Origin of the sequence: Streptomyces sp. NBC_01142 (genome assembly GCF_026341125.1) — a bacterium.
Classification (GTDB): domain Bacteria; phylum Actinomycetota; class Actinomycetes; order Streptomycetales; family Streptomycetaceae; genus Streptomyces.
Genome location: NZ_JAPEOR010000002.1, coordinates 877,682 through 897,350, shown reverse-complemented (window position 1 = coordinate 897,350; position 19,669 = coordinate 877,682). Strand labels below are relative to the sequence as shown.

The following is a 19,669-nucleotide window of genomic DNA, read 5'->3' as shown; positions in this document are numbered from 1 at the left end:
GCCCGCCGGCTCATGGCTGCATCGGCTGCGCGAGCTGGATCAGATTGCCGACCGTGTCGTCCAGTACCGCCGACAGAACAGGGCCCTGTTCTGTCGGCGGTGCGGTGAAGGTCACTCCGAGGCCGGTCAGCCGCTCGTACTCCGCCCGGAGGTCGTCCACGGAGAAGACGATGCAGGGCAGTCCGGCCTCGCGCAGCGCCCGGGTGTAGTTCTGCGCGATCGGGTTGCCGCCCGGCTCCAGCAGCAGCTCCACGTCCTGCTGTGCGCCCGCGGCGCCGACCGTGACGAAGAGGTCGTGGCCCAAGTCGATGTTGTTGCGGGTCTCGAAACCCAGCACGTCCGTGTAGAAGGCGTGGGCCTTGCGCACGTCGTCGACGTACACGCCGGTCATGGCGATCTTGATCATGGCTGATCCCTCGGATCCCTCGGGTCGGGTGGGGTCTGCTGTCTCCCGTCCGATCATGCCGGGTGTCACTGACAGCGACCTCCGCGACCGCGATCGCAGATGCACAACAGAACTTGCGCAATTTATATTGCGCAAGTTTTCCTTTCTGTCTACGGTGAGCGGCATGGCCGACAGGGAGTCCCGCAGGATCACCGACCTCGACACCCTCAAGGCGTTCGGGAACCCCCTGCGCATGAAGCTGTACCGGGCCCTGTTCGTCGCCCGTTCCGCCACCGCCTCCCAGCTCGCCGAAAAGGTCGACGAGGCCGTCTCGCTCGTCAGCTACCACCTGCGCAAGCTCGCCGACCACGGGCTCATCGAGGAGGCCGAGCGGCAGAGCGAGGACGGGCGCGAGCGCTGGTGGCAGGTCGCCTCACAGGTGCTGAGCGTGCGCGACGAGGACTTCCGGGGCGCGCCCGAGCTGGCCGCCACCCACGCGGCCGTCTCCCGGGTCTCCTTCGAACAGCGCGGCGAGCTCTACCGCAGCTACCTCGACGCACAGTCCGCCTGGGGGCCCGCATGGCGAGGGGCGTCGTTCAGCTCCGAGTATCTGGCGCGGCTCACCGCCGAGGAGCTCGACCGGCTCGGCCGCGAGATGCACGAACTGATCAAGAAGTACGACGCGATCGGCTGCGCCGCCGAAGAGGCCGGGGACACGGCGGGGCGCGAGAACGTCGCCCTGCATGTGTACGGCTTCCCGTTCCACGCCTGACACCCCCCGACGCGCCCGAGAGGACCGACCCCGTATGCCGGCCGTGGAAACCGAGGCCGTGGCCCCCACCACCGGGCGGCCCGCCTACCGCGACGCCAATGTGCTGCGCTGGCTCTCCGCCTACGCCGCATCGGCAGTCGGCGACACCATCTACTACCTGGCCCTGTCCTGGGCAGCCATCCGTGGCGGCAGCCCCGCCCAGGCCGCAGTCGTCATGGCAGTGAGCGCCGTACCGCGCGCCCTGCTGATGCTCGGCGGGGGAGTTCTCGCCGACCGTCTCGGACCGCGCCGCGTGGTCGTCGTCAGCGACACCGCCCGCTCCCTGATCGTCCTCGGCGTCGCCGCCCTGCTGCTCGTCACCAGCCCGGGGCTGTGGCTGCTCGCCGTCGTGGCCGTGGTCTTCGGCGTCCTCGACGCGGTCTTCATGCCGGCCGTCGGCGCCCTCCCGCCCCGGATCGCCCCGCCCGGACAGCTCGCCAGGATCCAGGGCCTGCGCGGCCTCGCCTCCCGCCTCGCCACCGTGGCCGGCGCCTCCCTCGGCGGCATCGCGGTGGCCGTCGGCGGACCGGCGGTGGCCTTCGGTGCGGCCGGAGTCCTCTTCGCGCTCTCCGTGCCGTTGCTGCTCGCCGTACGGATCACGCCGCTGCCCACCGACGCGGCGCGGCCGAAGTCCACCCCGCGGCGGGACCTGACCGACGGGCTGGGCTACATCCGCCGCCACCCGGTCCTCGCCCCGCTGCTGGTCGTCATCGCCCTCGGCGACCTGGGCTTCGTCGGACCGCTCAACGTCGGACTGGCGCTGCTCGCGGACGAGCGCGGCTGGGGCGCGTCCGGCATGGGCCTGATCCTCGCCGGATTCGGCTGCGGCTCGGGCGCGGCCTCGCTGCTGCTGGCCGTACGGGGCCGGATGGCGCGCGCCGGACTCGTCCAGGCGCTCGCGCTGATCGTCGGCGCCGGCGCTGTCGGCGCGCTCGCGCTGATGACCCAGGTCGCCGCGGCGATCGGCATCGCGGTGGCGATAGGCCTGCTCACCGGAGTGAGCGGCGCGATGTGCAGCGCGCTGCTGCAGACCGAGACCGACCCTGCCTACCTCGGCCGGGTCACATCCGTCTCGACCCTCGTCAGCCTCGGCCTCGCGCCGCTCAGCTTCCCGCTCACGGGTGCGGCCATCGGGCTCTGGGGCACCGTGCCCGTCTTCACCGCCAGCGCGGCGGTCTGCGCGGCCGGAGCGGTCTACGGACTGTGCTCCCCGGCGCTGCGCCGCGCCGAGCTGCCGCGCTGACCCGCCCGTACGCCTGCATCTGCTGACCCGCCGCCTGCATCGGTCGGCGTCGGTCGGCATCGGCCGGCATCAGTCGGCATCTGCCTCCGTCGAATGACTACATCGAAATGCCGAGCCGGGCCTCGTACACCCGGGCGACCGCGTCCTTGTCGCCCTCCAGCTCCACCCGCGCCGCCTCCTGCCGCCCGAACGCGAACAGTGTCAGCTCTCCGGGCTCCCCGGAGACCGTCACCACCGGGGTGCCGCGGCGGGCGACCGCCGTCTGACCGTTCCTGCGGCGCAGTACCAGCCCGACCGGGGACTTGCGGCCCAGCAGCCGGGCCACCTTCTCCAGCCGCGACCACAGGGCGTTCTCGAAGACCTGGTCCAGGTCCCGCGGCGTCCAGTCGGGCAACGCCCGCCGCACGTCCTCGGCGTGCACGAAGAACTCGACGGTGTTCGCCGCCTCGTCGATCTGCTTGATGCCGTACGGAGACATCCGCGGCGGTCCCGAACGGATCAGCTGGATCAGCTCCTCGTACGGCTTGGCGGCGAATTCCGCCTGCACCCGCTCCATACGTGTCCTGAGCGCGCCGATCATAATCCCGCCGGCCGCGTCCGCACGCCGCTCACGCACCACCACATGGGCGGCGAGATCCCTGGTCGTCCAGCCGCCGCACAGGGTCGGAGCCTCGGGGCCCGCCGTTTCCAACAGCTCGGCGAGCAGAAGTCGTTCACGCTTTGCATGGGTCGACATGCACGCCAGCGTACGACTGGAGCACCCGGTCCGCCCAGTGGACGCTCCGTCCGGGGACCCCCGCGGGCACGGCACAATGGCGGTATGACCAGCAGTGTCCCCGCCAGCCCCCTCGATCCCGCCGTCGCCGTGCGCCTCAAGCGCACCGCCGACGGCCTGCTTCCGGCCATCGCCCAGCAGTACGACACCGGTGAGGTGCTGATGCTCGGGTGGATGGACGACGAGGCCCTGCACCGCACCCTGACGACCGGCCGCTGCACCTACTGGTCCCGCAGCCGGCAGGAGTACTGGGTCAAGGGCGATACGTCCGGCCATGTGCAGCACGTGAAGTCCGTCGCCCTGGACTGTGACGCCGACACGATTCTGGTCAAGGTCGACCAGGTGGGCGCCGCCTGCCACACCGGCGAGCGCACCTGCTTCGACGCCGATGTGCTGCCCCTGGGCAAGTAGGGTCGGGAGCCATGGATCTCGACACCTTCCGCAAGCTCGCCGCCGACCGCCGTGTCATCCCCGTCAGCCGCAAGCTCCTCGCGGACGGCGACACTCCGGTCGGGCTCTACCGCAAGCTCGCCGCCGAGCGCGAAGGCACCTTCCTGCTGGAGTCCGCCGAGAACGGCCGGTCCTGGTCCCGGTACTCCTTCATCGGCGTACGCAGCGACGCCACCCTCACCGAGCGCGACGGCCAGGTGCACTGGCTCGGCACCCCGCCCGTCGGCGTCCCGGTCGACGGCGACCCGCTGCAGGCCCTGCGCGCCACCGTCGAGGCGCTGCACACCCCGCGTGACCTCGCTTCCGGCATGCCGCCCTTCACCGGCGGCATGGTCGGCTATCTCGGCTACGACATCGTCCGCCGACTGGAGAAGATCGGCCCCGGCGAGCGCGACGACCTCAAGCTGCCCGAGCTGACCATGCTGCTCACCTCGGACCTCGCGGTGCTCGACCACTGGGACGGCACCGTCCTGCTGATCGCCAACGCCATCAACCACAACGACCTCGACACCGGCATCGACGAGGCGTACGCGGACGCCGTCGCCCGCCTCGACGCCATGGAGGCCGACCTCACGCGGCCGCTGGCCTCCGTGCCCGCCGCGTTGCCGCCCTCCGAGCTGCCGGAGTTCTCCGCGCTGTGGGGCGGCAAGGAGTACCAGGACGCCGTCGAGGACATCAAGGAGCGGATCAGGGCGGGCGAGGCCTTCCAGGTTGTGCCCTCCCAGCGGTTCGAAACCCCGTGCAGCGCGAGCGCACTGGACGTCTACCGGGTCCTGCGGGCCACCAACCCGAGCCCGTACATGTACCTCTTCCGCTTCGACGGCTTCGACGTCGTCGGCTCCAGCCCCGAGGCGCTGGTCAAGGTCGAGGACGGGCACGCCATGGTCCACCCGATCGCCGGGACCCGGCCGCGCGGCGCCACGCCGCAGGAGGACCAGGCCCTCGCCGAAGAGCTGATGGCCGACCCCAAGGAGCGCGCCGAGCATCTGATGCTGGTCGACCTCGGCCGCAACGACCTGGGCCGGGTCTGCGAACCGGGCAGCGTCGAGGTCGTCGACTTCATGTCGGTCGAGCGGTACTCCCACGTCATGCACATCGTCTCGACCGTGACCGGCCGGGTCGCCGGAGGCCGTACCGCCTTCGACGTACTGACCGCCTGCTTCCCCGCGGGCACCCTCTCCGGCGCCCCCAAGCCCCGCGCGATGCAGATCATCGACGAGCTGGAGCCCTCGCGGCGCGGACTGTACGGCGGCTGTGTCGGCTATCTCGACTTCGCCGGCGACTCCGACACCGCGATCGCCATCCGTACCGCCCTGCTGCGCGACGGCACGGCATTCGTACAGGCCGGAGCGGGTGTCGTGGCCGACTCGGACCCGGTTGGAGAGGACACCGAGTGCCGCAACAAGGCGGCCGCGGTGCTCCGTGCCGTACACAGCGCGAACCGCCTCAACAGCGCGGCGAGCGGTAGGGGATAGTGGGGTACGTGAGTGCTGTACCCGTACCCCAGCCCCGTGCCGAAGCCGCCTCCGCCACCAGCAGCCGCCGCAGCCTCGCCGCAGCCCTGTTCCTCGGCGCCGTCGGCGCGACCGTCGTGCTCCTCGCCTCCGGCCAGATCTGGGCCGAGGGCACGGCCGCCGTCGGGGGCGGCGCCGTGCCGCTCGACGCCCAGGGCAGCGATGTCACCGGTGTCCCGACGGCGCTCGCCATCGTCGGCCTGGCCGCGCTCGTCGCCGTCTTCGCGGTACGCAGAGCGGGCCGGCTGCTCGTCTCCGCCCTGCTCGCCCTGAGTGGCGCGGGCGCGGCGCTCGCCGCCTTCCTCGGGGCCTCCGACAGCGCGGCCCTGGACGCGAAGGCCGCGAAGACCACCGGCGACACGGCCGCCGCGATCGACGCGCTCACCCACACCGCCTGGCCCTATGTGGCCGCGGTCGGCGGCCTGCTGATCCTGCTCGCCGGGCTGCTCGCGCTGTGGTTCGGCAAGAGCTGGCCCGCCATGTCCGGCCGGTACGAGCGGGACGGCAGCCCCCGCCCCCGCAAGGCCCCGGCCGTCGACCCGGACCGTCCCGAGGACCTCTGGAAGGCCCTGGACCGCGGCGAGGACCCGACGCGGGAAGCGTGACCGCCCCCACACCGGATCATGCCCCGGCGTACGGGACAATGTCATGTGAGCATCCGGCTCAGCACAGGGCAAAGGCTCACCCCACAGCATCAGCAACGAGGAGCAAACTCATGGCGGGCAGCAACCACGGACACACCCCGGCCGCCTGGACCGGTGTCACCATCGCCTTCATCGGGTTCTGCGTCGCAGGCGTCTTCATGGTGGCGGCCAATCCGCTCGGCTTCGTGGCCGGGTTGGCCATCATCCTGCTCGGCGGCATCGTCGGCGCGGCCATGAAGGCCGCCGGTCTCGGCATGCCGCGGGAGTCCGAGGCCCAGGTGCGGGCCAGGGCGCAGGCCGGCCGGGCGCAGGCCACCGCGCAGCCGGCCGCCGCGCAGCAGGCCACCGCGCAGCCGGCCGCCGCGCAGGCGTCTTCCTGACCCTGCTGTCCGGCTTGCGTTGCAAGGCGCGGCCCGGCGTTGCCGGGCTGCGCCTTTCCGTATGAACGGGGAGAATCACCGGGTGGACGCCATGCCTTCCTCCGCCGCACCCACACCCGCACGCCGGCCCGGCCCCGCCCCGCTCGCGCGTCGCCTGGCCACGCCCCTGGCCACCCTGGCCGGGGCCGCCGCGGCCTTCGCGTACGTGGGCACGGTCGATCCCAACGAGCCGGGCCACTACCCGGTCTGTCCGCTGCTCCGCTACACCGGGATCTACTGCCCGGGCTGCGGCGGACTGCGCAGCGCCCACGCCTTCATCCACGGCGATCTGGCCACCGCACTGGGCGCGAACGCCGTGGCTGTCATCGGCTACGGAGTCTTCGCCGTGGTGTGGGTGATGTGGCTGATTCACGCCGTACGGGCCATGCCCCTGCGCATTACTGCAGGACCCGTCTGGTGGTGGTCGCTCGGAGGCGCTCTGCTGATCTTCAGCGTGGTCCGGAACCTGCCATTCGGCTCCGCGCTGGCTCCGTAAAGTCCCAGGTAGTGGGACAGCGGTCAGCCGGATGCGGGTCCTGCGCCCTCCTGCGGATACCATCGACATTGGCTGATCCTGATCCATCTCCACCGTCCCGGAAGGGGGCCGCTCGCGTGAGTGTGCTCGACGAGATCATCGAAGGCGTACGCGCCGACCTCGCAGAGCGGCAGGCGCGCGTCAGCCTCGACGAGCTCAAGGAGCGGGCCGCGAAGGCTCCTGCGGCCAAGGACGGCGTCGCCGCGCTGCGCGCCGAGGGCGTCCATGTGATCTGCGAGGTCAAGCGTTCCAGCCCGTCCAAGGGCGCGCTGGCCGCGATCGCCGACCCGGCCGGGCTCGCCGCCGACTATGAGGCGGGCGGCGCGGCCGTCATCTCCGTACTGACCGAGCAGCGCCGCTTCGGGGGATCGCTCGCCGACCTCGAGGCCGTACGCGCCAAGGTCGATGTTCCCCTGCTGCGCAAGGACTTCATCGTCACCGCCTACCAGCTGTGGGAGGCCCGGGCCTACGGCGCCGATCTGGTGCTGCTGATCGTGGCCGCCCTCGAGCAGGAGGCCCTGGTCTCGCTCATCGAGCGTGCCGAGTCGATCGGGCTCACCCCGCTGGTCGAGGTGCACGACGAGGACGAGGTCGAGCGAGCCGTGGAGGCCGGCGCGAAGATCATCGGCGTCAATGCCCGCGATCTGAAGACGCTCAAGGTCGACCGGTCCACCTTCGAGCGGATCGCCCCCGAGATCCCGGCGCACATCGTCAAGATCGCCGAGTCCGGTGTGCGCGGGCCGCACGACCTGATCGCCTACGCCAACGCGGGCGCCGACGCGGTGCTCGTCGGCGAGTCCCTGGTCACCGGGCGCGACCCGAAGTCGGCCGTCGCCGACCTGGTGGCCGCCGGCGCCCACCCTGCCCTGCGGCACGGGCGGAGCTGACCCTCCCGTGACCGTCGCCGCCCGCACCGTCGCCCCGCCGTACCCGACGCCTTCGCGCCCGGAGACGGCGGACGCGGCCATGCGCGTCTGCGCGGCGGCAGACAGCCCCGTGGGCTCGCGGTACAGGACTTTCACGGCCTCCTCCCGCGGCGCGGCGCTCACCGCTGTACCGGGGTCGGGTTCGGCGGCGAGCGCCGCGCGCGACCCCTATGCGCGGCTCGCCCGCGGCTGCAGGCCGCGCGGCTGCCGGGCTCCGGCGCGCCGGGTCCACGGCCGCCGGGTACGTTATGTGATCGGCTCCGAGCCGGGCCAGGTCAACGGCATGCGATGGCGCGGGCGCGCCACGCGCCCTCACCGCTAGCTCCCGCCCCCATGGGCTCCGTCCGCGCTCTGCGCGGCCGCGCCCGATGGGTACGGTGCCGTCGGCCGCCGTTGCCGGGCTCGCCCGCCGTTTGCGCGTACGCGCTGCGTCGGTACGGTCCGGCTCCGTCCGCCGTGGCCGGGCTTCGCCCCCGTCGTGCGTACGCGCTGCGTCGGTGGGCACCGCTGGGTGGCTTCCGCCGGGTTCCGTCCGCCGTTGCGCGGGCGGGCAGGCTGCGCCGGTGCGGCACTGCCGTTCGCCGGCCGCGGGCTTCGTCCGTCGCCTCGCGGTCCGGTGTCGCCGGTCCGCACCCGTCTGGCTTCGCCCGCCTTCGGGCGCGCGCCGCGGCCGGTGCGGTCCGCCGGTCCGCGGCCGTGCGGCTCCATGCCGCGCGGGCGCGCCCGGCGGGTGCGGCACCGCCCGTCCGCCGCACGCCTTCCCGCCGTCGCGGCGGGAGCGCGGAGCCCGGCGTCAGGGCCGGCCCGGCGCCCGGGCCCGGCTCGCGGCGGTGGCCGGCGGCGTCGTCCGAGCACCGCAACCGCAGTGGCGGACCGCGGCGGCGCGTGCGCATACCGTGTCCTTTGCACACCAGACTTCAGGGGCGTCAAGCCCCTTCTGAGGAGTACGTCGGATGTCTTCTGACTTCTTCATTCCGGACCCCGAGGGTCAAGTCCCCACCGCCGAGGGCTACTTCGGCGCGTTCGGCGGCAAGTTCATCCCCGAGGCGCTCGTCGCCGCGGTCGACGAAGTAGCCGTCGAGTACGACAAGGCCAAGGCCGACCCCGCCTTCGCCGCCGAGCTCAACGACCTGATGGCCAACTACACGGGCCGCCCCAGCGCGCTCACCGAGGTGCCCCGGTTCGCCGAGCATGCCGGGGGCGCGCGGGTCTTCCTCAAGCGGGAAGACCTGAACCACACCGGCTCGCACAAGATCAACAATGTGCTGGGTCAGGCGCTGCTCACCAAGCGGATGGGCAAGACCCGGGTCATCGCCGAGACCGGCGCGGGACAGCACGGCGTCGCGACCGCGACCGCCTGTGCGTTGTTCGGCCTCGAGTGCACCATCTACATGGGCGAGATCGACACCGAGCGCCAGGCACTGAACGTGGCCCGGATGCGGATGCTCGGCGCCGAGGTCGTCCCGGTGGCATCCGGCAGCAGGACGCTGAAGGACGCCATCAACGAGGCGTTCCGTGACTGGGTCGCCAATGTGGACCGCACCCACTACCTCTTCGGAACGGTCGCGGGTCCCCACCCCTTCCCCGCCATGGTCCGCGACTTCCACCGCGTCATCGGGGTCGAGGCACGCAGGCAGATCCTGGAGCGGGCAGGCCGTCTGCCCGACGCGGCCGTCGCCTGTGTCGGCGGCGGATCCAACGCGATCGGCCTGTTCCACGCCTTCATCCCCGACGCGTCCGTACGGCTCGTCGGCTGTGAGCCCGCGGGCCACGGCATCGAGTCCGGGGAGCACGCGGCCACCCTCACCGCGGGCGAGCCCGGCATCCTGCACGGTTCGCGGTCGTACGTCCTCCAGGACGAGGAGGGCCAGATCACCGAGCCGTACTCGATCTCCGCCGGACTCGACTACCCGGGCATCGGCCCCGAGCACTCGTATCTCAAGGACAGCGGGCGCGGGGAGTACCGCGCGGTGACCGACGACGAGGCGATGCAGTCGCTGCTGCTGCTCTCCCGTACGGAGGGCATCATCCCGGCCATCGAGTCCGCGCACGCGCTGGCCGGAGCGCTGGAAGTGGGCCGCGAACTCGGCAAGGACGGCCTGATCGTCGTCAATCTGTCGGGCCGTGGCGACAAGGACATGGACACCGCCGCCCGCTACTTCGGGCTGTACGACGCGAAGGGCGGCGCGAGGGTCGCGGCCGACGCCTCCGCGGAGAACGGCGACGCCGAGATCAGGAGGGACGCGAAGTGAGCGGGAACATTCAGCTGCTGAGCGACACGCTCGCCGACGCCAGGAACGAGAACCGGGCCGCGCTCATCGCGTACCTCCCGGCAGGCTTCCCGACCGTCGACGGCGGAATCGATGCCGTCAAGGCCGCTCTGGACGGCGGCGCGGACGTGGTCGAGGTCGGGCTGCCGCACAGCGACCCCGTCCTCGACGGCCCGGTCATCCAGACCGCCGACGACATCGCACTGCGCGGCGGAGTCAAGATCGCCGATGTGATGCGTACGGTCCGCGAGGCGCACGAGGCCACCGGTAAGCCGGTCCTCGTCATGACGTACTGGAATCCGATCGACCGGTACGGCATCGAGCGCTTCACCGCCGAGCTCGCCGAGGCGGGCGGCGCCGGCTGCATCCTGCCCGACCTTCCGGTCGAGGAGGCCGGTGTGTGGCGTGAGCACGCCGAGAAGCACGCTCTCGCCACGGTCTTCGTCGTCGCGCCGAGCAGCCAGGACGCCCGGCTGGCGAAGATCACGGCGGCCGGTTCCGGCTTTGTGTACGCCGCCTCGCTGATGGGTGTCACGGGCACGCGCGAGTCGGTGGGCGCACAGGCCCAGGACCTGGTGCGGCGCACCCGTGCGACGACCGCGCTGCCGGTCTGCGTCGGGCTCGGCGTCTCCAACCCCGAACAGGCCGCGGAGGTCGCCGCGTTCGCGGACGGGGTGATCGTCGGGTCCGCGTTCGTGAAGCGGATGCTCGACGCACCGGACCACGCCGCGGGCCTGGCGGCGGTACGGGAGTTGGCGGCCGACCTCGCCAAGGGCGTGCGCCGGGGCGCGTAGCTCATACGGGTGGATATGGGACCGGGGAGGCATGCGCGTGCCTCCCCGGTTCGTTTGTGGGATGTGAGCGAGAAGAATCAAGAACGAATGAAGTCCGCGCGCGAGCGGCTCCAGCGGGAACGTGAGCTGGGGAAGCAGCGCGACAAGCGCTGGCGGGCGCTGATCGTGTCGGCGGCCGTGGTGGGTGTGATGGGGCTGGCTGCCGTGGCCGGTCTGATCGCCGCCAACGCCGGGAAGGACGACGGCGGCTCGGACGCCGGTCCGCTTCTGGCGCCCAGTGGTGTGGCGGGCAAGGAGCAGCTCGCGCTCCCGGTGGGCGCGAGCGACGCCCCGTCCACGCTCACGGTGTGGGAGGACTTCCGCTGCCCGGCCTGCGCCCAGTTCGAGAACGCCTTCAGGAAGACGATCCACGATCTGGTGCAGGCGGGACAGATCAAGGTCGAGTACCACCTCGCCACGATCATCGACGGGAACATGGGCGGCAGCGGCTCGCTGCGCGCGGCGAATGCCGCCGCGTGCGCGCAGGACGCCGGGAAGTTTGCCCCGTATCACGATGTTCTGTACCAGAACCAGCCGCCGGAGACGGACGATGCCTTCGCCCAGAACAGCAAGCTGATCGCGCTCGCGGGCAAGGTCGAGGGCCTGGACACCCCCGCGTTCCGCAGCTGCGTGGAAGAGGGCAAGCACGACGGCTGGGTGAACAAGTCGAACACCGCATTCCAGAACGGCGGCTTCAAAGGCACCCCGACTGTGCAGCTCAACGGCGAGTCCGTCTTCCCGCAGAAGGGCTCCGAGCAGATCTCCATCGCCAACTTCAAGAAGTGGGTCGCGGAGGCGAACAAGGGCAAGAACCCGGGCACCGAGAGTCCACCCGCCGGCCCGGCTCCGGCGGCCTCCTGAGCCACTGCTCGTTATCCAGACGTTGCCGGGTGGGTTGCCGTACGTCCCACCCGGCAAGGTAGCGTCGGTCCTGCCATGGACCTTGCCTACATTCCCAGCCCGTCGACCGGAGTGATCCATCTCGGACCGCTCCCGCTGCGCGGCTATGCCTTCTGCATCATCATCGGCGTCTTTGTGGCCGTCTGGTACGGCAACAAGCGCTGGGTCGCCCGGGGCGGCAGAGCCGGCACCGTGGCCGACATCGCCGTCTGGGCAGTGCCCTTCGGCCTTGTCGGCGGTCGGCTCTACCATGTGATCACCGACTACCAGCTGTACTTCAGCGACGGTGAGAACTGGGTCGACGCCTTCAAGATCTGGGAGGGCGGCCTCGGTATCTGGGGCGCGATCGCGCTCGGCGCGGTCGGCGCCTGGATCGGCTGCCGGCGCCGCGGGATCCCGCTGCCGGCGTGGGCGGACGCCCTCGCGCCCGCCATCGCCTTCGCTCAGGCGATCGGCCGCTGGGGCAACTGGTTCAACCAGGAGCTGTACGGCAAGCCGACGGATCTGCCGTGGGCCCTCAAGATCACCGAGGGCACCAACCGTGAGGCGGGCCTCTACCACCCGACGTTCCTGTACGAGTCCCTGTGGTGCATCGGCGTCGCGGTCCTGGTCATCTGGGCCGACCGGCGCTTCAAGCTGGGTCACGGCCGGGCGTTCGCGCTGTATGTCGCGTCGTACTGCGTGGGCCGGGCGTGGATCGAGTACATGCGGGTCGACGAGGCACACGAAGTGCTGGGTCTGCGTCTCAATGTCTGGACCTCGGTCATCGTCTTCCTGCTGGCGGTCGTGTACATCGTGATCTCGTCGAGGGTGCGGCCGGGGCGCGAGGAGATCGTCGAGCCGGCGGCCGTGGAGACGGCGAAGCCGGAGGCTGACGCCGAGGACGCCGTGGAGGGCACGGAGCACGAGGACAAGAAGGCAGAGACGGACACGGAGTCGGCCAAGAACAGCTCACCGCAGGGCTGACTGCGGGCATTGCGCGACGAGGCCGCCGGGACCGAAAGGTCCCGGCGGCCTCGTGTTTTCCCGCTTTCCCCAGACGCTGCCCAGGGTCCTCAGGCGCTCAGGGCTCCTCGCGGCGGGCGAGGGCGAGGGTTCGCTGAGCCGCGGCCACGATCGCGGCGTCGACGAAGCGGCCGTCCGGCAGGGCCATGGCGCCCGCGTCGGTGGCGGCCGCCTTGGCGATCTCCTCCGCTTCTTCGATCTCCCGGGGCGAGGGGAGGAACGCCCGCTCGATGACCGGGAGTTGGCGAGGGTGGATGGCCGCACGGCCCAGGAAGCCGAGGGCGCGGCCGTGGGCGCACGAGACCGCCAGGGCGTCCAGGTCGCAGATGTCGGGGAAGACCGACTGGACCGGGGGCGCGAGACCGGCCGCGCGGGCGGCGACCACGGTGCGGGTGCGCGGCCAGTCCAGACCGGTGTCGCCGCGTACACCGAGCTCGGCGCGGAGGTCGGCCTCGCCCAGGACGATGCCCCGGATGGCGGGGTGGGCGGTGGCGATCGCGTACGCGTGCTCGACGGCGAGCGCGGATTCGAGCATCGGGTAGAGGGCGAGACCCGGGGCCCGGGCCGCGATCTGCTGAATGTCAGTGGCGTATGCGACCTTGGGGATACGCAGAGCACAGAGGCCGGGGAGTTCGGCGAGGGCCTCGATGTCATGGGGGGTGTTGATGCGGACATGGACCGGACAGGGCTGGGGGACGGAGAGGAGTTCGACGGTGGCGTCCAGGGCGTATTCCTTGCGGCCGGGGGACACCGCGTCCTCCAGGTCGACGATCACGATGTCGGCGCCGGAGGCGAGGGCCTTGCGTACGGTCGCGGGGCGGTCCCCGGGGGCGTACAGCCAGGTGAGGGGAATGGTCATAGCGCGCCTTGGGTGCGAAGGGCCGTGATGTCGGCGGGGGAGAGACCGAGTTCGGTGAGGACCGCGTCCGTGTCGGCGCCGTGCGGGCGGCCGGCCCAGCGGATGGCGCCGGGGGTCTCGGAGAGGCGGAAGAGGACGTTCTGCATACGGAGGGGGCCGAGTTCGGGGTCCGGGACTTCGGTGATGCTGTCCAGCGCCTGGTACTGGGGGTCTTCCATGACGTCGCGGATGTCGTAGACCGGTGCGATCGCCGCCTCGGCCTTCTCGAAGGCGGCCATGGCATCGACGCGGGTGTGGCGGGCGATCCAGCTGCCGACCGCCTCGTCGAGTACGTCCGCGTGCTCGGCACGGCCGCTGCCGGTGGTGAACCAGGGCTCGTCGATCAGCTCGGCGCGGCCGACCAGATGCATGACGCGTTCGGCGATGGACTGGGCGGAGGTGGAGACGGCCAGCCAGGAGCCGTCGGCCGTGAGATAGGTGTTGCGCGGGGCGTTGTTGCGGGAGCGGTTGCCGGTGCGCGGCTGTACGTAACCGAGCTGGTCGTACCAGAGAGGCTGCGGGCCGAGCACGGTCAGGATCGGCTCGATGATCGCCATGTCGACGACCTGGCCGCGGCCGGTCGCGGTGCGGGCGGTGAGCGCGGTCATGACGGCGTAGGCGGTGGCGAGTGCCGCGATCGAGTCGGCGAGGCCGAACGGAGGGAGGGTGGGCGGGCCTTCGGGCTCACCCGTGATGGAGGCGAAACCGCTCATCGCCTCGGCGAGGGTGCCGAAGCCGGGGCGGTGGGAGTACGGGCCGAACTGCCCGAAACCGGTGACGCGGGTCAGCACGAGGCGGGGGTTGGCCACGCTCAGCTCGTCCCAGCCGAGGCCCCACTTCTCCAGGGTGCCGGGACGGAAGTTCTCGATGACCACGTCGGCGGTGGCCGCGAGACGCAAGAGGGTCTCGCGGCCGCCGGGGGCGGACAGGTCGAGGGTGACGGTGCGCTTGTTGCGGCCGAGCATCTTCCACCAGAGGCCCACGCCGTCCTTGTCGGGGCCGTGGCCCCGGGAGGGGTCGGGGCGGGTGGGGTGCTCGACCTTGATGACCTCGGCGCCGAAGTCGCCGAGCATGGTGGCGGCGAGGGGGCCGGCGAAGAGGGTGGCGAGATCGAGGACGCGCAGACCCTGGAGGGGAGCGGCGGTCATGAGGCGTCGTCGATCTCGGTGCGGTACGGCATGGAGGTGGAGGCACCCGGGCGCTGGACGCACAGGGCGGCGGCCGCCGAGGCCCAGATGAGGGCCTGCTGCATCGGCCTGCCCTCGCCGAGCGCGACGGCAAGGGTGCCCACGAAGGTGTCGCCGGCCGCGGTGGTGTCCACGGCGGTGACCCGGGGGGCGGGGACGGTGAGAGGAGGTGCGCCCCGGGTCGCGTACAGGCTGCCGGCCGAGCCGAGCGTGATCACGACCTCGGGGACCTGACGCAGCAGCGCCTCGGCCGCCGCGTGCGGGTCGGCGATGCCGGCGAGGGTGGCTGCCTCGTGCTCGTTGGGGACGAGCAGATCGGCGGCGGCGAGGAGTTCGGGGGGCAGAGGCTGGGCGGGGGCGGGGGTGAGGACGGTCCGTACACCGTGGCGGCGGGCGGCCTGGGCACCGTCGAGCACGGCGCTCAGGGGGAGTTCGAGCTGGAGGAGCAGTGCGTCGGCGGTGGCGATGAGGGATTCCTCGCCGGGGGCGAGGGCGGTGACGGTGCCGTTCGCGCCGGGGATCACGACGATGGAGTTGCCGCCTTCGTCGTCGACGACGATATGAGCGGTGCCCGAGGGGCCCTCCGCGGTGCGGAGGAGGTCGGTGTCGACGCCCGAGGAGACCAGCGTCTGGCGCAGCCGTACGCCGAATTCGTCCGTGCCGACCGCGCCGATCATCGCGACGTCGCCGCCGGCCCGGGCGGCGGCGACGGCCTGGTTGGCGCCCTTGCCGCCGGGGATCGTGCGGAACTCACGTCCCGTGACGGTCTCTCCGCGTTTGGGTGCGTGGGCGACATACGCGACGAGGTCCATATTGGTGCTGCCGAGCACCACGATGCCGGTCATGGGCGGAGTGCCTCCTGGTGCGTGAGGTGGGCCAGGGTGTCGAAGCCGATCCCGTCGAAGCCGGTGACGGAGGTGGCGAGACGGTTCTTGAGCGGTGCGGTCCAGCGGTCGGGGAGCGCGTCGGGATGGCCGGCGATCAGACCCGCGAGGGAACCGGCGGTCGCGCCGTTGGAGTCGGTGTCCCAGCCGCCGGACACGGCGCGGCAGATGGAGGCGGTGAAGTCGCCGTCGGCGTGGGTGAGGGCGGCGGCGAGCAGGGCGGCGTTGGGGATGACGTGGACCCAGTGGTAGGTGCCGTACGCGGCGTGGAGCCGGTCGGCCACCTGCGCGAAGTCCCGTTCCGTGCGGGCTGTTTCGATGCCGAGGCGTACGGCGCGGGCGAGGCGGGAGTGCGGGGGGACGACGGACAGGCCGGCGGAGAGGGCGTCGTGCACATCGGCGGTACGGGTGGCGGCGGTGGCCAGGGCGGCGGCGACGAACATCGCGCCGTACACACCGTTCGCGGTGTGGGTGAGCGTGGCATCGCGGTAGGCCTGCCGGGCGGCGGCCGCGGGGTCGCCCGGGTGCGTCCAGCCGTGGATGTCGGCGCGGATGGCGGCACCGATCCACTCCCGGAAGGGATTGCGGTGGTGGGCGGTGAGCGGGGGTTCGACGCCGCAGAGGAGATTGCGGTAGGCGACGCGCTCGGCGGTGAAGGTACGCCCGGCCGGGAGCTCGTCCAGCCAGAGTCGGCCGACCTGGGCGGTGGTGAAGTTCCTTCCGTGGCGCTGGAGGAGGAGCAGGTTGACGAGGGGGAAGTTGAGGTCGTCGTCCTCGGGCATGCCGTCGATGTTCTCGGCGAGGGAGGTGGCGGCGCTGCGGCGGTTCCAGGGGTGGGCGGCGGCGAGTTCGGCGGGGAGGCCCTTGGCGGTGAACCAGGTGTGGAGGGGCCAGTTGCCGGTGGCGCGGGCGAGGTCGCGGATGGCGTGGAGGGGAAGCTTCTCCACGGGTTTGCCCAGGAGGCAGCCCACGGCACGCCCGAGCCAGGCGGCGTGCAGGGGATGACTCTCCTCTGTGCCTGTGCCCGTGCCTGTGCCCGCGGCCGGGGCAGAGCTGGGTGCTTCGCGCGAACCGGGGGCGGGCGGGGTGCTTGCCGGTGCATCGTCCGCCCGGCCCGGGTACGGGTCGCGCGTGGCCGGCCACGCGGGGCAGGCCGCGACGATCGCGGCGAGCTCCGTCGGTTCGTCGTGGGCCAACGGGGAGGGAATCAGGGCCAGTTCGTCCAGCAGCTCGTGCGCCAGATCGCGGAGCGCGGGGGACGCCGCGGTCGGGGAAGCGCCCGCGCGGGGCGGGGCCACCCGGCCGCCCGCGTCGACCCAGCGGTCGCGGATCCGGGAGGCGTCGCGGCCGTCCTCCCGCGCCTGGCGCAGCTCATGGCCGATCAGGTCTTCCGGCTGGACCCAGGTGAGCCGGAGGCCGGCCGTCATCGCGCCTCCGTCAGGCGGGCGAACGCGGCCTCGTGGGCGCGGCGGCGTGCCGCGTCGCGGGTGAAGACCTCGCGGGTGACCCGGGTCAGTTCCGCCGCCGGGGCGTGCAGGTCGAGGCGGCTGGCCTCGGCGACCCGTTTCGCCCAGTCACCCGGGACCGCGGACTCGCCGTGGAGCGCTCCCGCGACCGCCCCGGCCATCGTCGCGATCGAGTCGCAGTCCCGGCCGTAGTTGACGGAGCCGAGGACCGTACGGCGGTAGTCGCCCCCGCCCACCACCAGCATGCCAAGGGCGATGGGGAGTTCCTCGATGGCGTGGAGCCGGGAGGGGCGCCGGGCCGCCAGGGACGGGGCCCGGTAGTCCGGGCCGACGGTGTCGAAGGGCGCGATCGCGGCACGGAGAGGGGCGAGGGCCGATTCGAAGTCCGCATGGCGGGCCGCGACGTCGGCCACCGCCTCGATGGCCGCGCGCGTACCGTCCTTGGCCAGGGAGAGGGCCGCGTCGATCACTGTGGTGGGTGTCGCGCCCGGTCCGCACGCCGCCGCCACCGCTGCCGCGAAGACGGCCGCCGCCTCACGCCCGTACGAGGACTGGTGCGCGCCCGCGATGTCGAGGGCCTCGGCGTAAGCGGCGGTGGGATGCGCCGCGTTGACCAGGCCCACCGGCGCCATGTACATCGCCGCACCGCAGTTGACGATATTGCCCACGCCCGCCTCGCGCGGGTCGTTGTGTCCGTAGTGGAGACGGGCGACGATCCACTTCTCGGCGAGGAAGATCCGCTGAAGGGGGAGCGCCTCCGCCTCCAGCTCAGGGATCCAGCGGGGGTTCGAGATCAGGTCGGGTACCAGATGGTCGGCGACGGCGTACGCGTCGAGATGGTCACGGACGGTTGCGTACACGCGGATCAGCGCGTGGGTCATCAGGGTGTCGTCGGTGATGTGGCCGTCACCCTTGTGGTACGGGGCGAGGGGGCGGGCGGTGCGCCATTCGTCCCCGTTCCACGGGCCGACGATGCCGTGGACGCGGCCGCCGTGCCGTTCCACGATCTGCTCCGGGGTGTAGCCCTCGACCGGGCCGCCGAGCGCGTCACCGACCGCCGCGCCGACCAGGCTGCCCGTGATCCGGTCCTCAAGTGTGAGCGTCATGTCGGAATTGTCCACCTCGGGCGGTCAGTTCCGTGTGTGCGAGAAGCCCGGCGAGTTCGACGAGATCCGTGCCGGCGAGCCGGGGGAGCGCACAGCCCGCCAGGGTGCGGCAGGCATCGCGCCAGCTCGCCGGGATGGCTTCGCCACCGCCGAGTGCGCCCGTCAGCGCACCGGCGAGCGCGGGGGCGGAGTCGGCGACGCGGGAGAGACATGCGGCCGCGGGCACGGCTTCGGCGACCCGGCCGCGGGCGGCGGTGGCCACGGCGAGCGCGACCGGGACGGTCTCGGCGGCGGCGATTCCGTAGCTGTAGACGTGGTCGACGATCTGGTGCTCGAGGAGCGGTACGAGGGCGAAAGCGCCGTCGGCGTCGCGGGCCAGCTTGACGGCGTGGTGGGCGTTGCGGCCGATCTCGGTGGCGTCGGGGAGTTCGGCGAGGGCGGCGTCGACCGCGTCGTCGACGGGTGCGCCGCCGAGCGCCGCGGCGACGGCGGCGGCCATGGCGCGGGCGCCGTGCACGCCGTCGCCGTCCTGGGTGTACCGCGCGTCGAACTCGGCCAACTCGGCGGCGGCGGCCGGGTCGCCGGGGTGGACGACGGCGAGGACGGCGGCGCGTACGCAGGCGGCGTCGTCGAAGTAGTGCGGGTTGTCGTGGCCGGTGGCGGGTGGACGCAGACCGGTGGCGAGATTGCCGAGCCCGGCGCGTACGGAGATCCGGGCGCGGAGGGGGAGTACGGCGGACTCGACCTCGGGGGCGCGGTCGGCGGCCGCGGCGACCTCGCTGGCCAGGGAGTTCCAGGCGAGGTCGACGGCGGCGCGCATCCGGCGGGCGGGGGCGAGACCGTGGAAGAGGTGACCGGCGGCGATGAGAACGGTCTCGGCGGCGAAGGCTGCCCACTCGGCATCGTCGGAGGGGCCCAGCCGGAGGGGTTCGGGGGGCTGGTTGAGGGCGATGGGGACGGGAAGGGTGGTGGTCGCGTTCTGCTCGGCGAAGGTGTCGAGTTCGCGGGTGAGGCGCCGGGTCCACTCGGGCATCCGGGCGGCGCGGTGCCGGGCGGCGGGCCACCCGGCGGCGTCTCCGGCGGCGAGGCCGAGGAGGAGGCCTTCGATGGGGCGGAGGGGAGCGACCGGGGGGACCGGGGGGACCGGGGCGGGGTGCTCTTCCCTCACCCCGCCCCTTCCCGGAACGGGGGACAGGGCCCCGGCCCCCCGCCCGGTGCCCGGCGCTTCGTGCGCGCGCGGTGAGGTGCCGGGGCCGGGCCGGTGACCCGCGCCGGTGCCCTCCGGCGGGGGCGACGGTTCGTCCCGGGTTCCGGGAGCGGCCGGCGCGGGTCCGCGGAGTCCGGTCCCGCCGCAACCGGCGCAGAGCGGCGTTTCCGCCCCCCGGTCGGCCTCTCCCGGTCCGGGTGCCGTTCCCCGG

The 19,669-nt window shown here is 72.5% G+C and carries 21 protein-coding genes; 13 read left to right on the top strand and 8 right to left on the bottom strand.

The window, feature by feature from the left end; genetic code table 11:
• Positions 1-10 precede the first annotated feature (10 nt).
• On the bottom strand, positions 11-406 hold the full coding sequence (locus tag OG883_RS21510; protein WP_266543289.1) for a VOC family protein: 396 nt from the start codon (positions 404-406) through the stop codon (positions 11-13).
• Between the two features lie 163 nt (positions 407-569).
• Between OG883_RS21510 and OG883_RS21505 the strand changes: the two genes are divergently transcribed.
• The gene (locus OG883_RS21505; protein ID WP_266543288.1) at positions 570-1,157 is read left to right on the top strand and encodes a transcriptional regulator; all 588 of its coding nucleotides are present in this window, start codon (positions 570-572) and stop codon (positions 1,155-1,157) included.
• Between the two features lie 34 nt (positions 1,158-1,191).
• Positions 1,192-2,439 carry an MFS transporter gene (locus OG883_RS21500; RefSeq protein ID WP_266543286.1) on the top strand — a complete coding sequence of 416 codons (1,248 nt, stop codon included), beginning with the start codon at positions 1,192-1,194 and terminating at the stop codon, positions 2,437-2,439.
• A 97-nt stretch (positions 2,440-2,536) separates the two neighbouring features.
• On the opposite strand, the gene OG883_RS21495 is transcribed toward OG883_RS21500, so the two are convergent.
• The gene (locus tag OG883_RS21495; RefSeq protein WP_266543284.1) at positions 2,537-3,175 is read right to left on the bottom strand and encodes a TIGR03085 family metal-binding protein; all 639 of its coding nucleotides are present in this window, start codon (positions 3,173-3,175) and stop codon (positions 2,537-2,539) included.
• An 84-nt stretch (positions 3,176-3,259) separates the two neighbouring features.
• Between OG883_RS21495 and hisI the strand changes: the two genes are divergently transcribed.
• The 11 genes from hisI (at position 3,260) to lgt (ending at position 12,671) form a co-directional block, all read left to right on the top strand.
• Entirely contained in the window at positions 3,260-3,625 is a 366-nt protein-coding gene (gene hisI / locus OG883_RS21490) for a phosphoribosyl-AMP cyclohydrolase (RefSeq protein ID WP_266543282.1), read from the top strand.
• 11 nt (positions 3,626-3,636) lie between these two features.
• Positions 3,637-5,139 (top strand): anthranilate synthase component I, encoded by a 1,503-nt coding sequence (locus OG883_RS21485; RefSeq protein WP_266543280.1) that lies wholly within the window; start codon positions 3,637-3,639, stop codon positions 5,137-5,139.
• A complete protein-coding gene (locus OG883_RS21480; protein ID WP_266543278.1) occupies positions 5,139-5,783 on the top strand; it encodes a TIGR02234 family membrane protein in 645 nt (214 codons plus the stop codon). Before OG883_RS21485 ends, OG883_RS21480 begins: the two co-directional genes overlap by 1 nt.
• Positions 5,784-5,893: 110 nt before the next feature.
• Entirely contained in the window at positions 5,894-6,202 is a 309-nt protein-coding gene (locus OG883_RS21475; protein ID WP_266543277.1) for an HGxxPAAW family protein, read from the top strand.
• 91 nt (positions 6,203-6,293) lie between these two features.
• Positions 6,294-6,737 (top strand): DUF2752 domain-containing protein, encoded by a 444-nt coding sequence (locus OG883_RS21470; RefSeq protein WP_266549290.1) that lies wholly within the window; start codon positions 6,294-6,296, stop codon positions 6,735-6,737.
• A gap of 116 nt (positions 6,738-6,853) precedes the next feature.
• A complete protein-coding gene (trpC, locus tag OG883_RS21465; RefSeq protein ID WP_266543276.1) occupies positions 6,854-7,663 on the top strand; it encodes an indole-3-glycerol phosphate synthase TrpC in 810 nt (269 codons plus the stop codon).
• A gap of 109 nt (positions 7,664-7,772) precedes the next feature.
• Positions 7,773-8,024 (top strand): tryptophan biosynthesis modulator TrpM, encoded by a 252-nt coding sequence (gene trpM / locus OG883_RS21460; protein WP_266549288.1) that lies wholly within the window; start codon positions 7,773-7,775, stop codon positions 8,022-8,024.
• Between the two features lie 631 nt (positions 8,025-8,655).
• The gene (gene trpB / locus OG883_RS21455; protein WP_266543274.1) at positions 8,656-9,954 is read left to right on the top strand and encodes a tryptophan synthase subunit beta; all 1,299 of its coding nucleotides are present in this window, start codon (positions 8,656-8,658) and stop codon (positions 9,952-9,954) included.
• On the top strand, positions 9,951-10,766 hold the full coding sequence (trpA, locus tag OG883_RS21450) for a tryptophan synthase subunit alpha (protein WP_266543272.1): 816 nt from the start codon (positions 9,951-9,953) through the stop codon (positions 10,764-10,766). Before trpB ends, trpA begins: the two co-directional genes overlap by 4 nt.
• Before the next feature lie 63 nt (positions 10,767-10,829).
• Entirely contained in the window at positions 10,830-11,666 is an 837-nt protein-coding gene (locus tag OG883_RS21445) for a thioredoxin domain-containing protein (RefSeq protein WP_266543270.1), read from the top strand.
• Positions 11,667-11,741: 75 nt separating this feature from the next.
• Positions 11,742-12,671, top strand: a complete 930-nt coding sequence (lgt, locus tag OG883_RS21440; RefSeq protein ID WP_266543268.1) for a prolipoprotein diacylglyceryl transferase — start codon at positions 11,742-11,744, stop codon at positions 12,669-12,671.
• A 97-nt stretch (positions 12,672-12,768) separates the two neighbouring features.
• Here lgt and OG883_RS21435 read toward each other — a convergent pair whose 3' ends face one another.
• Genes OG883_RS21435 through OG883_RS21410 form a run of 6 tightly spaced genes read right to left on the bottom strand, consistent with a single transcriptional unit; the run spans position 12,769 to position 19,419 of the window.
• Complete coding sequence (locus OG883_RS21435; RefSeq protein WP_266543266.1) at positions 12,769-13,569, bottom strand: CoA ester lyase; 801 nt, start codon at positions 13,567-13,569, stop codon at positions 12,769-12,771.
• Positions 13,566-14,756: a CaiB/BaiF CoA-transferase family protein gene (locus OG883_RS21430; protein ID WP_266543264.1), complete on the bottom strand. Its 1,191-nt coding sequence runs from the start codon at positions 14,754-14,756 to the stop codon at positions 13,566-13,568. The genes OG883_RS21435 and OG883_RS21430 overlap by 4 nt, the downstream gene beginning before the upstream one ends.
• The gene (rbsK, locus tag OG883_RS21425) at positions 14,753-15,640 is read right to left on the bottom strand and encodes a ribokinase (protein WP_266543263.1); all 888 of its coding nucleotides are present in this window, start codon (positions 15,638-15,640) and stop codon (positions 14,753-14,755) included. Before rbsK ends, OG883_RS21430 begins: the two co-directional genes overlap by 4 nt.
• Positions 15,637-17,106: an ADP-ribosylglycohydrolase family protein gene (locus OG883_RS21420; protein ID WP_266543261.1), complete on the bottom strand. Its 1,470-nt coding sequence runs from the start codon at positions 17,104-17,106 to the stop codon at positions 15,637-15,639. Before OG883_RS21420 ends, rbsK begins: the two co-directional genes overlap by 4 nt.
• A complete protein-coding gene (locus OG883_RS21415; RefSeq protein ID WP_266543259.1) occupies positions 17,103-18,251 on the bottom strand; it encodes an ADP-ribosylglycohydrolase family protein in 1,149 nt (382 codons plus the stop codon). Before OG883_RS21415 ends, OG883_RS21420 begins: the two co-directional genes overlap by 4 nt.
• Positions 18,235-19,419, bottom strand: a complete 1,185-nt coding sequence (locus OG883_RS21410; protein WP_266543257.1) for an ADP-ribosylglycohydrolase family protein — start codon at positions 19,417-19,419, stop codon at positions 18,235-18,237. Before OG883_RS21410 ends, OG883_RS21415 begins: the two co-directional genes overlap by 17 nt.
• Positions 19,420-19,669: the final 250 nt, after the last annotated feature.

Coding starts and splice junctions, on each gene's coding strand:
- OG883_RS21510 (WP_266543289.1), bottom strand. CDS start 406: ATGATCAAGATCGCCATGACCGGCGTGTACGTCGACGACGTGCGCAAG.
- OG883_RS21505 (WP_266543288.1), top strand. CDS start 570: ATGGCCGACAGGGAGTCCCGCAGGATCACCGACCTCGACACCCTCAAG.
- OG883_RS21500 (WP_266543286.1), top strand. CDS start 1,192: ATGCCGGCCGTGGAAACCGAGGCCGTGGCCCCCACCACCGGGCGGCCC.
- OG883_RS21495 (WP_266543284.1), bottom strand. CDS start 3,175: ATGTCGACCCATGCAAAGCGTGAACGACTTCTGCTCGCCGAGCTGTTG.
- hisI (WP_266543282.1), top strand. CDS start 3,260: ATGACCAGCAGTGTCCCCGCCAGCCCCCTCGATCCCGCCGTCGCCGTG.
- OG883_RS21485 (WP_266543280.1), top strand. CDS start 3,637: ATGGATCTCGACACCTTCCGCAAGCTCGCCGCCGACCGCCGTGTCATC.
- OG883_RS21475 (WP_266543277.1), top strand. CDS start 5,894: ATGGCGGGCAGCAACCACGGACACACCCCGGCCGCCTGGACCGGTGTC.
- OG883_RS21470 (WP_266549290.1), top strand. CDS start 6,294: ATGCCTTCCTCCGCCGCACCCACACCCGCACGCCGGCCCGGCCCCGCC.
- trpB (WP_266543274.1), top strand. CDS start 8,656: ATGTCTTCTGACTTCTTCATTCCGGACCCCGAGGGTCAAGTCCCCACC.
- lgt (WP_266543268.1), top strand. CDS start 11,742: ATGGACCTTGCCTACATTCCCAGCCCGTCGACCGGAGTGATCCATCTC.
- OG883_RS21435 (WP_266543266.1), bottom strand. CDS start 13,569: ATGACCATTCCCCTCACCTGGCTGTACGCCCCCGGGGACCGCCCCGCG.
- OG883_RS21430 (WP_266543264.1), bottom strand. CDS start 14,756: ATGACCGCCGCTCCCCTCCAGGGTCTGCGCGTCCTCGATCTCGCCACC.
- rbsK (WP_266543263.1), bottom strand. CDS start 15,640: ATGACCGGCATCGTGGTGCTCGGCAGCACCAATATGGACCTCGTCGCG.
- OG883_RS21420 (WP_266543261.1), bottom strand. CDS start 17,106: ATGACGGCCGGCCTCCGGCTCACCTGGGTCCAGCCGGAAGACCTGATC.
- OG883_RS21415 (WP_266543259.1), bottom strand. CDS start 18,251: ATGACGCTCACACTTGAGGACCGGATCACGGGCAGCCTGGTCGGCGCG.